This is a genomic window from Acetobacter sp. P1H12_c (genome assembly GCF_018811975.1).
GTDB classification, from domain to species: domain Bacteria; phylum Pseudomonadota; class Alphaproteobacteria; order Acetobacterales; family Acetobacteraceae; genus Acetobacter; species Acetobacter persici.
The window spans coordinates 78,119-92,306 of record NZ_JACRVR010000005.1; the positions used below are offsets into that span (position 1 = coordinate 78,119).

A 14,188-nucleotide genomic window follows, 5' to 3' on the forward strand; every position below is an offset into this window, starting at 1 on the left:
TGCAGGGAAAAGCATAGTAATGGCAGAAACGGAACAGGCAACCGCCCCAACCGGATAATCTGTTGTGCGCCATAAGATTATCCAGTCAGATTATTGCGCGGGCCTGACCATAAGGTGGAGAGTCAGGGCGTGGTGGCGATGCGCACCCCCATGCCAAAGGCATCCCCCCGGATATGGATGGCGGAGGCCGGAACCTTCAGGTCAATGAGTTTTTTGGCGATATTCTGGGCGCGCAACAGCCCGAGTTGCACCGCATCGGCCTGAGCCTGAGCATCAAGGGAGGCTGCCGAGCCAAAGCCCCGGACATAAAATGGGCCGTGGGGGGTTTTGGTCACCAGTTTTGCAAACGTATCATCCTGCCCGGAGGAAATCTGGTCAGACTGCGGAACACAGTGAATAGCCGTGCCTTTGGCGTCAGACAGATCATAATTCGGGCGCACCGCATCCGGCAGATATGCGTCGGACGGGATATTGAAGCCGGGGAAGGATGGCGGGGCCGGTGGCCCGGAGGGAATCTGCGGAATGGCGCTGGCCGGGGTCGGCGGGGTCTGCGCAGTGGTTTTTACGTCTGGCATCCCGATTTCCTGCATGGCGACTTCCGTCTCGCCCTTGCCTGCGTCTTTCTTTTTATCTGCGCCAAAAAGACCACCGGTTGAGGGTGCGCTGGTGGACGGAAGTGCGGGCTTGCTGAGTTTATCTGCCGCCGCTGTCGGGGTGGCCGGTTGCGGAGGCGGGGCGTCGGCCGCATCCATAATGGCTCCTGCTGTTCCTTCCGGAAGGGTTGCGGGCTGTGAGGCTGTGGTTCCGTTCCCGTTTCCGGCCTGCGGTGTTGCCGCCGGTTTGGGGGCCGCTGCGGCGCCGGGCGGCGGCGGGATTTCAGGCATCAGGGTGCCGTTGGCGGCTATGGTGCGGTACATCAGATTCCGGTCACGGATCATCTGCTGCGTGATCAGCGCACGCGCCTGAGGGGAAGGCATGTCCGGCGTTGTGGTGGGTGTCAGGCCCACATGAGGGTATGGGTCATAAATACCGGGCGGCGGCGGGCGTTGTGAGGCAATGACGCCACCGCGCATATGCTGCATCCATCCAAGCGTCGTATCGACGGGGTCTTTATGGCTGCATCCTGTCAGGCAGAGCACGCCTGCTGCAACCAGCACTCCGGAACGGAACGGACTGCCGGACTGAAAGGCCATGGAAACACGGTGCCTTAAAGGCCGGTCCTGTTCGGGGCACGCTTGTTGCATGACGTGAGGGTTGCTCCGCTGGCAGAGTGAAAAACAGGGGGCACTCTACCCTCTTCAGACCGTTGTGGCGAGATAGGGGATCATCCTCGCATGATTGCCCCTTGGCAGGGGCGCGCAGGCAGAGCAGGATAAGAGACATGAACAGAGACACAGAACATGCGGAGACTGGCATGACGGGCATTTCCCCCTGCGACCCTATCCGGCTGGATGATGATACTCCGGACTCTCCGGACGCACCGGAAAAAGAAGACGCCAAAACCCCGGCCGCCCCGGAAGGGGAGCTGGAAAGCAAGCTGTTCAAACAGCGCAAAGTCCTGATTTTTGGCGGGATTAATGATAAAGTTGCGCGTGATGTCACGGCACGCCTGCTGGCGCTGGCCGGTGAATCGGACAAGCCAATTGATGTGTACGTCAACTCACCCGGCGGGCATGTGGAGAGTGGTGACACCATCCACGACATGATCCGGTTTGTCGATTCGGTGGCTCCGGTCAACCTGATCGGGACGGGCTGGGTGGCCTCTGCCGGTGCGCTGATTTTTGCCGCAGGCCATAAAGACCGCCGCTTCTGCCTGCCGAACACGCGCTTCCTGCTGCATCAGCCGATGGGCGGTGTGCGTGGCCCGGCTACCGATATCGATATTGAAGCGCGTGAAATCATCAAGATGCGTGAGCGTCTGAACCGTCTTTTTGCCCGGGAGACCGGCCAGCCGTACGAAAAGATCGTTAAGGATACGGACCGCAACCACTGGATGGCTGCGAAAGAAGCAATTGAATATGGTCTCGTGACTAAGATCATTTCGAAGCTTTCCGACATCCACTAAACGGAAGACCCGCGCTCCTCTTTCCCTGCGGGGGGAGGGGAGCCAGTTTGTTGTCCCGGGTCCTGCGTTATCCGCTTCTGCCACGGCAGGGGCGGGTGGCGCAGCACCCCCAGTAAACGGGTTCCTGCCAATGGGTTCTCTAAGCGATATCTATTCCCGCCTGCCTGATAGTGTGGATGATCTGCCTCCGCCGCCCGATAACGCGGCTGTTGTTGAGGCTGATTACAAAGCCCGCCATTGGGTCAGTCCCCTCAAAGGCCCGCTAAAGCCCGGGTCGGACGCGCATAAAAAGGCCATTGCGGCCATGTTCCGCGAGACCTTTAATCCGTACCGGCCCTCCGTGATTGACTGGCCAAAGCTGGACCCGGAAACCCTGCACCGCATTACCTCCCTGCCAATCTGGGATATTGCCGTGCAGACCGAAGGCAAGGCCCGCCTGCGGATGGCGGCTTATGCCCGTCTGGTGACTGATCCGGATATCAAGGACGCCATTTCCCGCAATGCGTGGGAAGAAAACCGGCATAAGGAAGTTCTGTCCAAGCTGGTAGAGGCCTATGACATCAAGATGGCCCCCGAGCCGCCTTATGTTGAGCCAAAAGATGTGGAATGGGCTTACCTTGTCACGGGGTTTTCCGAATGTGTGGACAGTTTCTTCGCGTTTGGTCTGTTTGAGTTGGCACAGCGGTCCGGTTTCTTTCCGCCGGAACTGATCGACACGTTTGAACCTGTTATGCAGGAAGAATGTCGTCATATCCTGCTGTTTGCCAACTGGCTGGCCTGGTACCGGGCCGTTATGCCCTGGTGGCGTCGCCCGTTCTTTGAAATGAAGGTCTGGGCTGTCTGGGCGTTCCTTGCCTATGAACGCATGAGCCTTGCTTCCTCCGTGGATGATAAGGGTGAGGTCCATACGCAGGACAACAACTTTACCGTCACCGGCGCCAAAGACATTGCGGACATCCAGTTGAATCTGCCAGACTTTATGGATCTGTGTCTGGAAGAAGATGAGCGGCGCTTTGCGGGGTATGATGCCCGCCTGCTGCGCCCCACAACGGCCCCGGCCATTGCACGGGTGATCCGTGACGTTGGCCGTGGCTGGCAGTTTGTCTCCGGTCTGGTTCGCGCTAACCGGTGCTGAGTACCGTTTTACCGTTCGCGGGCGGAAGAGGATCGCTTCTGCCCGCGCACTCTTTGAGTGCGGTAAGAGAACATTTTGCGTTTCAATTAAATTTCCAGAAGAAAACGTTTAATTTTTATTTTTCGTATATCATTCCGGTGTCAATATGAATTAATATAGTGAGCATTTTTGGGAGTCATGTTTTTTAGCGCAGGAGAGAGACGTGGCTCTGTTCAGAAATGGTGAGGTCTGCATTTTTTCTCTTTCTCCCAAATTAAAGAGAAATCAGAAGCCATATAGTTTCTTACTGAGTAAAAATCAGGGAAAGATTTTTACGGTGAGTGTTCCTGCTTTTGCTCTGATTGCGCTCATAAACTTTTTGGGGCTGACGTTCTATTCCCTGTCTGAGATTTTAACTAAAAAAGCACCGAGTGAACTGATCTTGGTCGTGTCAGTTTCTGTCGCATTGTTCACATTTTTTTCTTATTACTTTCTATTTTTATGGATCAGGACGTCGGCCTCAATCTGCCATGCGTCACAGACTCTGGAAAACTTTCGTGTCGATAGATGGATATCACTCTCGTTATATAGTGGATCTTTGTCGGCATTACTTACGCCACTCTTTGCTCTGGCCAGAATGAAAGAGCTTTCATTTTTCCATACAGATGAAGATATTCCGATAAAAATTCTAAAGCTGGCAATGATCCTCATGGTGTCTCTGATGGTGTATTACTGTGGGTATATGATAAAAAGCATATGGTCAGAAGATAAGGTATAGTTCCTGAGTGTGAGAATGACGCAATCAGGATTTACGCTTCATCTTCGCATGTGGATCAAGCGGGATTTTTACAAGAATTTTGTTGAAGGCTCTGGTGCTCCGGAACAGCGTGCTGCGGGCGTAATCCTGCGGCCTGAAAATAAAGGTTTGCGGCGCATCGCTCTGGTTATCCAGTAAAAGCTGTGTCTGGTCAGTATTAACAGCTTCCAGCCTGCTATGCGGGGCGACTGAGACAATCAGCCGATGTGCGTCTGGCAGCATGAATGCAACAATCACCCCGACAATATCTTCCATGCAGTTATTAAGCTGCCGGAGCCAGTGGCGCGCCTGTGCATCCGTAAACTGGTCCGGTTGCGGGGGGCTGACAGCAATCTGGAATGTAAACCCAATAAAGGATTCTGCGGGCAGATTGGCCATTAAGGGCGGATTTTCTGCCCAGAGAGCTTCTGTCAGAGGCACGGTCAGTTCATCATTATCCGCGTTGAAGAGCGGGATGGCACCGTTTTTTGTTTGCAGATGCAGGCCGGAGGCTTTCAGCGGGGCATCCTGCGGCTGAAGTCTGCCCAGAACATGCAGGGACAAATTGGCGCGGTCCTGCTCGGGCAGCGCATTAAAGCGCCGGAAGACCCGTGCGACGGCCTGATAGGTCTGTACAGTAACAGGCCGTGTCGCATGAACTTCTATGTCTTCAGGCTGAGGCGTTTCCGCGTGTGCCTGCTGGAAAGCGGTCAGACAGCAGGTTGCCAGAAGCCAGAAAAAACCGTGTTTGCGCATAGAAATCCGCCTTGCGGTGTCAGAAAACCCCTTAACTCATACAGGCAGACTTTGCGCAACGCATGGGAAATTCTTTTGCCTGTCAGGCTAAGGCGTTCTGGGTACACGGGTGCATGCAGGCGGTTTGGTGTTGCAGAAGAAGGCCATACTCAGTCAGGGGGCGTTGTTGTAGCGCCGGTAGCGGAATTCCGGCGGGGTCGCTGGCCGTGCTGCAATGGCCTGTTCTATCCGCTGGTGGGCCGGAGCGCGATGGCAGACAGGGTCCGTTGCACTTGCTTGTCCGGCCAGTGCAAGGGCCTGACAGCGGCAGCCACCCCAGTCCTCTTCCTTAAAGGCACAACTCTGGCACGGTTCCGGCATCCAGCCTGTACCGCGAAACAGGTTGAACAAAGGTGAGTCCTGCCAGATTGCTTCCAGCGAGTCCTCCGTCACCGTGGGGAAGGTCAGGCCCGGAATAGTTTCTGCCGCATGGCAGGGCAGAACCTTGCCGGAGGGTGAGATATTCAGAAAACGCTGCCCCCAGCCGCCCATGCAGGGTTTGGGGCGTTCGGCGTAGTAATCAGGCGTTACAAAATCAATCGCAATCCGGTTGCCAAACCGTGTGCGGGCAGCGGCCACCGCCTGTTCCGTGGCGTCCAGTTGTGCACGGTCTGGCAGCAGGGCATCGCGGTTCAGCAGGCCCCAGCCGTAATACTGCGTATGGGCAATTTCTACCCGGCGTGCGCCAAGCTGCTCAGCCAGATCCAGCATGGCCGGAACGCGCTCTGCATTTTGCCGGTGGATAACAAAATTCAGGGTAAGAGGCAGGCCATCTTCAACAATCAGACGTGCCGCTTCCAGCTTTTTGGCCTGTGCCCCGGCCATACCGCCAATCCGCTCACCTTCCTGCGCGTCCGCATCCTGAAAAGAGAGCTGGATATGGTCCAGCCCGGCCTCGGAAAGGCTTTTCAGACTGTCACGGGTCAGCAGCACACCAGACGTAATCAGGTTGGTGTAAAGCCCCAGAGAGACCGCATGGCGGACCAGATCAGCCAGATCTGGCCGGGCCATAGGTTCTCCGCCGGAAAAATGCACCTGCAGTATCCCCATAGCGGCAGCTTCATCCAGCACACGCATCCATGTTGCCGTATCCAGTTCTCCCGCACGCGGGTCGAGCCGGAGCGGGTTGGAGCAGTAAGGGCATTGCAGCGGGCAGCGATGCGTCAGTTCCGCTAGCAGGCTCATGGGGGGCGGGGCTTTGGGTGCGCCGGGGACTGTCATGCCAGCAGCAGAACCTGTTTATCGGCCAGATCCTGCGTCATGCTCATGACGTCCTGTGTAATGACATCACGCGGTGCGGAAAATTTTTCCGTCAACTGGTCAATAATCTGGCCCAGAGAGCGCTTGCCATTCACCAGTTGCAGAATTTCTGCGGCGACGGCATCCGCCAGAAAGGCGCGCTCGGGGGCCTGCACAAACCATTGTTCACGCACGCGGTCATACTGGAGGCGGGTGCCACGGGCAAAACGCGGCACACAGGTTTCTTCTCTGATGGTCGCGATTGTCATGCAGCGCCCTCAGCCGGACGAAACGCCCCGGGTGGAATACGGGCCGGTGTGACATACGCATAATCCAGCGCATCCAGCATGGACCACAGCACACCACACTTAAACTTCAGCGCACCCAGCACAGCCTGCTGTTCGGCCACTGTGCGGGCATGCTCCTTCACATAAGCCAGAGCAAAGGCGGAATCCTGCGGGGCCTGCGTCAGGCGCGGCGCAAAATAAGCCAGCGTTTCTTCCGTAATAAACGGATAGTTCCGCAACATGCCGGACACCCGCTCGCTAATAATGGTGGGGGAGAACAGCTCTGTCAGAGAGGACGCAATGGCTTCCAGAATGGAGCGTTCACGCACAAAATGCACATAGGCTTCCACCGCAAAGCGGGTGCCGGGCAGCAGCCCGTCCAGAGACTCGACATACGCCCGGTCCAGCCCCAGACCATCAGTCAGTTTAAGCCAGCGGGCCACGCCGCCCGTGCCGGGTTCCGTGCCATCATGGTCAATCAGCCGGCGGCGCCATTCCCGGCGGAGTTCCGCCGTTGGCAGGCGGGCCAGAAGGGTCGCGTCCTTGGCAGGGATGCTGGCCTGATAATAATACCGGTTGAGCGCCCAGGCCTGTACCTGCCCCTTTGTCAGTTTCCCGTCATGCAATGCACGGTGGAAAGGGTGCAGGTTATGGTAGCGTTCAGCGCCAATGGCCCGCAGGGCGGCTTCCAGATCTTCGGGGGAAAGCAGCCGGTCTGTCATAGTGTAATCCTCATGCCATCATAGGCGACATCCCATCCGGCCTCTGCGGCCTGTCTGCGTTCAGGCGTTTCGGCTAACAGGATTGGGTTGGAATTATTGATGTGGATCAGCACCTTGCGGCCCACATTCAGGGTGCGGAACGCGGCGATTGTTCCGTCCGGTTCGTCCGCAATGGACATATGCCCCATGCGGCGGCCGGTTTTAGCCCCCAGACCGGCCCGGACCATTTCATCATCCGTCCAGAGGGTGCCGTCAAAAAACACGACGTCGGCCCCGTTCAGGCGCTCGCGCAGGGCGTCCGTCATCATGGCGCAGCCGGGAATGAACAGGGCGCGATGCTGGCCGTCCGTGATGTCCAGCCCAATGGTCTCGCCATTATTCATAATTTCAGCCGGATTCTCCCTGCGTTCCGCATAAAGCGGCACCTTGCCGGGCACGGAAAACGGTGTGATGCGCAGATTGCCCGGCATGAGGGAAAGCGGCTGGTCCAGCGCCATGGTCTGGCGCGGGACTAACGTGCGGTCCAGCGCATCAAAAATCGGGTTGGCATCCAGTTGCGCCAGAACCGATGCTGTTGCGTACAGCCCGTATGCCTGCCGTTCCCGCATGGTCAGGAGGCCGGTAATGGCGTCAATTTCGCCACTGGTCAGAACCACACCGGCAATAGGGGTGGAGCGCAGACCATCTTTGGGGTGCAGGGTCGGAGTCTGGTTGATCTGCGTCCGCAGATCAGGCGAGGCGTTGAGGATGAACCAGTGCTCACCATCTCCGCTAACGGCAAGAGACGCCTGTGTGCGGGCCGGGGCGTTCGGGTCTCCGGCGCGGGCGCGCTGGCAGCCGGGTGCGTTGGAGTTCCACTGAGGGAAGCCGCCGCCTGCGGCAGCGCCTAGAACAAGAAGATCAAGCATACGCGGCTTTTTAGAAAATAAATGCCGCCAGAGTAACCCCGTTCAGGTCACTCTGGCGGAATAACAGCTTATTGTCCGGCTTATTTCTTCTGGCCGCAAACGTAGCTGTTGATTTCAGCGCCGAGGGGGATTTCGGTGATTTTCGGTGTCGTCCAGGCCATAGAAGCTCTCCGTATCAAAGGATCATGTCACATGCGGTGTCCTGCTCTCCGGGGAGGATGCAGGCAGATAAACCGCGTGTTGCGAGTGTGAGCAAAAGCGGAGGCGGTGCAACCCTGATCGGTTGAATGTGAGGCCTTTTTCATGCTTCTCACGGGAGTGTGAACGGGTTTTTGCGGCGCTGGCGGAGTGGGTGAGTGCCCGGCGTGAACACCATAATTTGCTATTTTTATCGCATGGCTTCTAAACACAGCCCGGCATGATGTGCCGCTTACGGGCTTATTCCAGCGTGGGGAGAGAAGCGTGAGGGCTGATGAATAGTCAGATCAAGGCGTTATTCGGGCGGGTCTTCAAGAATACGGGCTATCTGCTGAGCGGCAGAGGCGCGATGGCTGTGCTCGCGCTGGCCAGTACGGCTCTGGCTGTCCGTACGCTGGGGCTGGAAGACTACGGGATTCTGCTGCTGATGAGTTCCTTCGTCATGTCCTGCGCTGTGGCGACGCGCTTTCAGTCCTGGCAGCCTTTGCTGCAATACGGCATGTCTCTCTACAAAGCGGCGGATAAAAAGCCGTTTCAGACTCTCTTCCGCCATTGTGCCCTGCTGGATGCGCTGGGTGCGGTCATGGGGTTGGGCGTTGCTGTGGTCTCAAGCCTCTGGCTGGCGCATCTTTCTGGCTGGGCCGCAGCGTACGGGCATATCCCGCTATGGTATATGACGGTGATCCTGTTCATGAACACCGGGTGCGCCATGGGCGTGCTGCGTCTGGCCAACCGGTATGAACTGGCGGTTCTGGCGGATACGGCCAGCTCTGTGGTTAAGTTTGCGGGCTGTGTGGCCGGGTTTTTCCTGCACTGGACCCTGCCGGAATTTCTGCTGCTCTGGTACTGCGCCACGGCGGTTGCCTTTGTGCTGGATTACGGGCTGGCCATCTGGGTTATGGCGCGCACGGACAAGCTGAACGGCTTCCGGCTGGTGAATGTGGCATGGCTCAGCCGGATTAAAGGGATCTGGCGCTTTACCTTCTCCACCAGTCTGGATCAGGCGCTGGGGCGTCTGGGGTCACGCCTGACCGTGCTGATTGTGGGGGCCGTGCTGGGGCCGGAAAGTGCCGCCATCTACAATGTCACCTGGCAGATTTCAGACGGTATGGCCCGTCCGGCCCAGATGCTCACGCCTGCTCTGTATCCGGAACTCGTGGCGCTGCGGGATAAACGGGACTGGGCGTCCATCCGGCAGGTCACCAATCGTATTTTGCAGGCGCTGGCTATTTTTTCCGGTGTGGTGCTGGTTGTCGCGACGTTTGTGGGGCCATGGCTCCTGCATCTGTTGCTGACTGTCCCATGGACAGGCACCCGCACCCTGCTTTTGCTCATGACGGTCACGGCTATTCTGGATTTGTGGGATGTGCCGCTGGAGCCGCTTCTGGTGTCTCTCAACAAGGCGCATCAGATTCTTATAGGCCGTATGGTCACAATGTGCTTCTCCCTCCCACTGCTTTATGTGCTGGCAAATGGGTGGGGAATGACGGGGGCAGGCCTTGCAACCCTGCTCAGCGAACTGGCTATTCTTCTGACGCGCCTTGGCCCTTACCTTGTCATGAACCGCAAGAGGTCCTTCGACAGTAAACCGGAAGCCTGAAGCAGCGACGGCCAGTGGGCCGGGCAGGCAGCAGAAATGGGAGGATACGACCTGAGCCCGTCAGTTTTGTCCGCGCCCGTCTGGATTCTGGAGACAGGGCGCCCCGGCGAGCAGGCACAGTGCCAGATTCTGGCGCAGGCTCTGGGGCTGCCGTTCAGAACCGTGCCTCTTGGACCAAACTTTTCTCCGCCGGATCAGTGGCCGGAGACAGCAGGCCTCCGGCTCATTCTGTCTTTCGGGAATGCCGTGCAGGCGGCCTGCGCGTTACGCGCGACGTGTGCTGTGCGGCCCTTGCTGGTGCATATCGGTCGCCCAAGCCATATTCCCGCAAAAGATCTGGACCTGATTATCCCGCTCCCACAGGACGATTACCCGCCGGGACCGAACGTGCTGAGGGTGGCATGGCCCTTTAATGGCGCCTCCCTGCCTCCGCAGCATGAGGAGGCACAGGCGTTGAGGCATGCTGGCACAATTGTGCTGTATGGCGGCCCGTCCCGCCAGTTCCGTATGGGGCGCGCTGAGACAGAGCGGCTGCTGGTGTTTGCGCACGCACTGGCACAGGCTAACCGGGAACCGCTGCATATTATCACTAGCCCCCGCACACCGCCGGAAGCCGTGCAATGGATGCAGCACTGGATGACACGAGAGACTGCTGCGTTACATCTTTTCAGGCCGGGAGAAACCCTGTTCACGCATTTTCTGAACACAGGTAACCGGTTTGTCGTCACGGCAGATAGTGCCTCCATGCTGGCGGAGGCCTGGCGGACCCGTGCGCCGGTCTGGCTATTTCCCTTGCCTCAGAAGCAGAGTTTCATGTCCCGCCTGCAACAGGGGGCGGATCGGATAGGGTTGAGGCCTCTTCGCTCATGGCTGATCAGACGCGGTTTGCTGGGGAGTGGCAGCAGGTTTGCCTGCTGGCATCGTGCCCTGATTCAGTCAGGCGTTATCCGGCTGGCCTGTCCGGCGTTGACCGAACAGGATTTGCGATGGAGGCCAGTACACCATCAGGCAGATACAGACCTTGTGCGCTGTCAGCAGCGTCTTCTGGTTCTCCCCGGCCTTCTGCCCCTAACGGCAACTACACGGGAAAAATCGTGAGCAATATGAGCGCCTTAACCGAACAGGCCGTTCGGGATGGAACCTGTGCTGTCATTGTGACCTATGGCAACCGGCTTCTGTTTGTTGAACAGGTTTTACGGGGAGCTTTTGTTGCTGGTGCCGGGCATGTTGTTCTGGTGGATAACGGCACAGAGCCTGCTGTGGCACAGGCACTCAAAAGCTGCACGGTCCTTTGGGGCACCGGGCGGGTCACGTATATCCGGCTTGAACGGAATGGAGGGTCGGCAGAAGGGTTTGCCGCCGGTATTGACGCGGCTGCGCAAAGGCCGGACACCCGTCATATCTGGTTACTGGATGATGATACTGTGGCGGATACCAGCACGTTAAAAGCCCTTACGCAGACATGGCTGCTGATGGGAGCAGACCCTTCGTGCTGTCTGTCCAGTTTCCGGCAGGATAAACGGACATACATCAAGCTGGCTGAAAGGCATAAACCCAACGCTATTCAGGAAAATTCCTTTTTCGGGTTCTCGGTGCAGGCGCCTTTTCAGAAAAAGACGGTTCCTGTCTGGCAGAAAAAGGGACTGGACTGTCTTGGTATGGAAATGGGGGCGTATGGCGGCCTGTGGTTTCATAAAGACTGGGTGCAGCGTATCGGCCGGCCCGATGCACGCTTTTTTCTTTATTTCGATGATTATGACTACACATTACGCATCACCCGTCATGGTGGCGCACTCTGGATGTGCCGGAACAGTGTGCTGAAGGACCTTGAGCCATCATGGACGCAGGCTGCGTCGTGCCTGCACCCATGGTTGCAGGCACCGCAGGGGATAAACCGGTCCTATTTTTCTGTCCGCAATCGCGTTGTTATTGAGCAGAATAGTATTCGGTGTCAGCCGGTATATTTTCTGAATATGACACTGTTTCTGATCATTAAAGTTTTCTGCAAATCGCCGGGCAGTATTTTGTATCATTTGCGCCATCCGCTCAGAATAGCGCGCCGGTGGAAAAGCGTTTTCCGGGCTGTTCGGGATGGTCTTGCCGGAAATTTTGAAAACGGATTGCCCAGAACATAAAACCAAAAAAGGCTGCCAGAACGCTGACAGCCTTTTTGCGGTTAGTGAGCTGGTGCGGGCAGGCCACCAGCACCCGGCGGTGAAGGGGGCGGAGGCGGGTTGCCACCCATCATTGGCGGGCCGGGCGGGCACGGCGGCTCGTCCTTCTTTTCTGCAATCTGCTTCAACTGCTTTTTGGTCAGAACATCGTGGATCTGCACATCTGTCTGCAAACGCTGGGCTTCATGCTGAGCATGGAGCGTGCCGATCTGCTGTGTCAGGCTGTTAAGCTGATCGGTGTCAACCTTCCCCGGTGTGGTCAGCAGAGTGCGGATCTGGTCATGCAGGGCGTGGTCCTGCTCCATATCCGCTTTAGGGTCCGGGCGATTGGCGTCCAGAATGGCCTTAATCTTTTTCTTCTGGGCAGAGGGTCAGCTTGACGCCGTCCAGATTAAGCACCGGGCCGGGCGGATGGCAGGCTCCGGGCGGGGGAGGCGGCGGCGGAGCAGTTTCTTCAGCATAAGCGGCCGCACCTGCGGTCGTCAGTATGCCGAGAGTCAGAGCCGTTGCCAGCAGAGCCTTCTTCATCATATCAGCCTTTGTCTTTCCATCTTGCTTTGGTGGGAGATCTGAAAGATCTCCTGCTACTGATAACAGGCGAGATTTATGGTCATACCAAGGCGGGAAAATCGTTTTGTATGGCCATAAGGACATAAAACTCCCTGTTCAGGGATGGGCTTTCAGCAAGGCGGGCGAATACAAAAAACGGCGTGCCATAAAAAGGCACGCCGCTGATTTTGGAAGCAGCCTTGTAAAAAGCGCTGCTGTTTAGTCAACACCAATCATGACGTCAGAGGCTTTGACCAGTGCCGTTGCTGTCTGACCAACTTTCAGGCCCAGATCAGCGACGGCTTCATTCGTGATGGATGCCATCATGACTGTTCCGCCCGGTAATTCCAGACTGATGTGAGAGGTTGTTGCTCCCGGCTGAATGGCAATAATTTTACCGGCAATCTGGTTACGTGCGCTAATTCTCATCAGAAGAGTCTCCTCAGACCTTTATCGTCCGTAATACTAGGCAGTCTTCAGCATTTCGGGAAGGCTTGTCACGCCACTGGCAAAAGCACATTGCGGAGCACAATGTCTGCGACCGTAAATTTACAGAATGGAGTGTAAGTCCATCCGATTTTCTCAGGATAAATCAGGGGTCTGGTAAGGCGGGTGGTGGAGCTAAGGGGAATCGAACCCCTGACCTCCTCATTGCGAACGAGGCGCTCTCCCATCTGAGCTATAGCCCCGCCTTTACACGGCGAAAACCTAAGGGGCTTATCAAGACGCTGTCAAGCTGTATTGTATCGGTCTGCGGTCTGGTAAAGCCAGACATACCTCTATGTTGTGGAGAAGTGTTCTTGCTGTTTGCTCTTTTTACAGTGCTGATGCGTTTGCTGGAAATCTACTGCTGGATTCTGATTATATCCTGCATTTTCATCAATCTCTGCCTGTTTGGTATTCTGGACACCCGGAAGCCGCTTGTCTGGAAAGTTGGGCTTTTCCTCAACCGCATGACAGAGCCGGTTCTGGAGCCGGTGCGTCGCGTTCTGCCCTCGCTGGGGGGCGTGGATTTCAGTCCGATGGTGGTGTTGCTCGGTATTCAATATGTGCTGCAACCCGTGCTGGTCAGCCTGTTCAGAACCCTGATCTATCGCTGAGCGCTCTTAAAAAGGTTCGTGCCGGAGGGTAGGGCACGAACCAGAATGGTCTGATGCCGGAGCAGAAAAAAATCAGACCACGGGATTTCTGGATTTGCAGGCCCGGTAAAATCTGTGATGCGCACTCCCGCACTCCCGCACTCCCGCACTCCCGCACTCCCGCACTCCCGCACTCCCGCACTCCCGCACTCCCGCACTCCCGCACTCCCGCACTCCCGCACTCCCGCACTCCCGCACCTTATAGGTTCTCCTTTCGGAGGCGAAAGAATGCGGATGGTCAGAGTGGAAAATGGAATTCCATATCAGACTAAGATCATTGTCCGCTGTTTTGTCAGTCTGAACAGTGCAAAGCACCGAAGCGTGGTGCCTCTATGTGGAACTGATGTTAAGCGTTCGGCCTCGCTATCCGGCAAAGGAGAGCGTCCCACTTCTCAAAAAGCTCCCCTGCGTCCGCAGAAGAATTAAGTTTGCTCTTGTTGCCAACCGGAGTGCTCGCTCAAAATTCACGAGGGCCCTTCGATAGTTTTTGGGGCGGATTTTGCGCGCAGGCGAAAAGGCGTGAGGGTTATCGACACAGCCTGTACTAATTATCCACAAGCTTACCCCCGCAGCCATCCGCAGAATCTGGGGATAAGTGCAAA

General features: G+C 56.9%; 17 protein-coding genes and 1 tRNA gene. 7 read left to right on the forward strand and 11 right to left on the reverse strand.

Features of this window, described 5'->3' with window-relative positions; all coding sequences use genetic code 11:
* Positions 1-122 precede the first annotated feature (122 nt).
* Positions 123-1,193, reverse strand: coding sequence for a hypothetical protein (locus tag KP699_RS05460; RefSeq protein ID WP_252346813.1), 1,071 nt, complete (start codon positions 1,191-1,193; stop codon positions 123-125).
* A 188-nt stretch (positions 1,194-1,381) separates the two neighbouring features.
* Here KP699_RS05460 and KP699_RS05465 point away from each other — a divergent pair, with 188 nt between their 5' ends.
* From KP699_RS05465 to KP699_RS05475, 3 genes are all read left to right on the forward strand, one after another.
* Positions 1,382-2,065, forward strand: coding sequence for an ATP-dependent Clp protease proteolytic subunit (locus KP699_RS05465; RefSeq protein WP_025827523.1), 684 nt, complete (start codon positions 1,382-1,384; stop codon positions 2,063-2,065).
* A gap of 130 nt (positions 2,066-2,195) precedes the next feature.
* Positions 2,196-3,200, forward strand: coding sequence for a ferritin-like domain-containing protein (locus KP699_RS05470; RefSeq protein WP_215761888.1), 1,005 nt, complete (start codon positions 2,196-2,198; stop codon positions 3,198-3,200).
* A 202-nt stretch (positions 3,201-3,402) separates the two neighbouring features.
* Entirely contained in the window at positions 3,403-3,957 is a 555-nt protein-coding gene (locus tag KP699_RS05475) for a hypothetical protein (protein ID WP_215761889.1), read from the forward strand.
* Between the two features lie 24 nt (positions 3,958-3,981).
* Here the strand turns inward: KP699_RS05475 and KP699_RS05480 are convergent, their stop codons facing one another.
* The 6 genes from KP699_RS05480 to pqqA all read right to left on the reverse strand — a co-directional run bounded on the left by KP699_RS05480 (position 3,982) and on the right by pqqA (position 8,087).
* Positions 3,982-4,731, reverse strand: a complete 750-nt coding sequence (locus KP699_RS05480; protein WP_215761890.1) for a DUF2987 domain-containing protein — start codon at positions 4,729-4,731, stop codon at positions 3,982-3,984.
* A gap of 153 nt (positions 4,732-4,884) precedes the next feature.
* Positions 4,885-5,991, reverse strand: coding sequence for a pyrroloquinoline quinone biosynthesis protein PqqE (gene pqqE, locus KP699_RS05485; RefSeq protein ID WP_252346814.1), 1,107 nt, complete (start codon positions 5,989-5,991; stop codon positions 4,885-4,887).
* Positions 5,988-6,278 carry a pyrroloquinoline quinone biosynthesis peptide chaperone PqqD gene (gene pqqD / locus KP699_RS05490; protein ID WP_025827532.1) on the reverse strand — a complete coding sequence of 97 codons (291 nt, stop codon included), beginning with the start codon at positions 6,276-6,278 and terminating at the stop codon, positions 5,988-5,990. The genes pqqE and pqqD overlap by 4 nt, the downstream gene beginning before the upstream one ends.
* Positions 6,275-7,018, reverse strand: a complete 744-nt coding sequence (gene pqqC, locus KP699_RS05495) for a pyrroloquinoline-quinone synthase PqqC (protein ID WP_212354330.1) — start codon at positions 7,016-7,018, stop codon at positions 6,275-6,277. The genes pqqD and pqqC overlap by 4 nt, the downstream gene beginning before the upstream one ends.
* Positions 7,015-7,926 carry a pyrroloquinoline quinone biosynthesis protein PqqB gene (gene pqqB / locus KP699_RS05500; RefSeq protein ID WP_215761891.1) on the reverse strand — a complete coding sequence of 304 codons (912 nt, stop codon included), beginning with the start codon at positions 7,924-7,926 and terminating at the stop codon, positions 7,015-7,017. The genes pqqC and pqqB overlap by 4 nt, the downstream gene beginning before the upstream one ends.
* An 80-nt stretch (positions 7,927-8,006) precedes the next feature.
* Positions 8,007-8,087, reverse strand: coding sequence for a pyrroloquinoline quinone precursor peptide PqqA (gene pqqA / locus KP699_RS05505; RefSeq protein WP_043550231.1), 81 nt, complete (start codon positions 8,085-8,087; stop codon positions 8,007-8,009).
* Between the two features lie 311 nt (positions 8,088-8,398).
* Here pqqA and KP699_RS05510 point away from each other — a divergent pair, with 311 nt between their 5' ends.
* Genes KP699_RS05510 through KP699_RS05520 form a run of 3 tightly spaced genes read left to right on the forward strand, consistent with a single transcriptional unit; the run spans position 8,399 to position 11,859 of the window.
* Positions 8,399-9,724 (forward strand): lipopolysaccharide biosynthesis protein, encoded by a 1,326-nt coding sequence (locus KP699_RS05510; RefSeq protein ID WP_252346815.1) that lies wholly within the window; start codon positions 8,399-8,401, stop codon positions 9,722-9,724.
* A 36-nt stretch (positions 9,725-9,760) separates the two neighbouring features.
* Positions 9,761-10,822 (forward strand): ELM1/GtrOC1 family putative glycosyltransferase, encoded by a 1,062-nt coding sequence (locus KP699_RS05515; protein ID WP_215761892.1) that lies wholly within the window; start codon positions 9,761-9,763, stop codon positions 10,820-10,822.
* A gap of 5 nt (positions 10,823-10,827) precedes the next feature.
* On the forward strand, positions 10,828-11,859 hold the full coding sequence (locus tag KP699_RS05520; protein WP_215761893.1) for a glycosyltransferase: 1,032 nt from the start codon (positions 10,828-10,830) through the stop codon (positions 11,857-11,859).
* A gap of 41 nt (positions 11,860-11,900) precedes the next feature.
* Here the strand turns inward: KP699_RS05520 and KP699_RS16370 are convergent, their stop codons facing one another.
* The 4 genes from KP699_RS16370 to KP699_RS05535 form a co-directional block, all read right to left on the reverse strand.
* Positions 11,901-12,203 carry a hypothetical protein gene (locus KP699_RS16370; protein ID WP_252346816.1) on the reverse strand — a complete coding sequence of 101 codons (303 nt, stop codon included), beginning with the start codon at positions 12,201-12,203 and terminating at the stop codon, positions 11,901-11,903.
* Between the two features lie 40 nt (positions 12,204-12,243).
* Positions 12,244-12,429, reverse strand: a complete 186-nt coding sequence (locus KP699_RS16375; protein WP_252346817.1) for a hypothetical protein — start codon at positions 12,427-12,429, stop codon at positions 12,244-12,246.
* A gap of 237 nt (positions 12,430-12,666) precedes the next feature.
* Positions 12,667-12,876 (reverse strand): molybdopterin-binding protein, encoded by a 210-nt coding sequence (locus KP699_RS05530; RefSeq protein WP_077931230.1) that lies wholly within the window; start codon positions 12,874-12,876, stop codon positions 12,667-12,669.
* Positions 12,877-13,060: 184 nt separating this feature from the next.
* Positions 13,061-13,136: transfer RNA gene (locus KP699_RS05535), tRNA-Ala, on the reverse strand.
* Positions 13,137-13,247: 111 nt separating this feature from the next.
* On the opposite strand from KP699_RS05535, the gene KP699_RS05540 reads away from it, so the two are divergent.
* On the forward strand, positions 13,248-13,547 hold the full coding sequence (locus tag KP699_RS05540; protein WP_143217681.1) for a YggT family protein: 300 nt from the start codon (positions 13,248-13,250) through the stop codon (positions 13,545-13,547).
* Positions 13,548-14,188 lie beyond the last annotated feature (641 nt).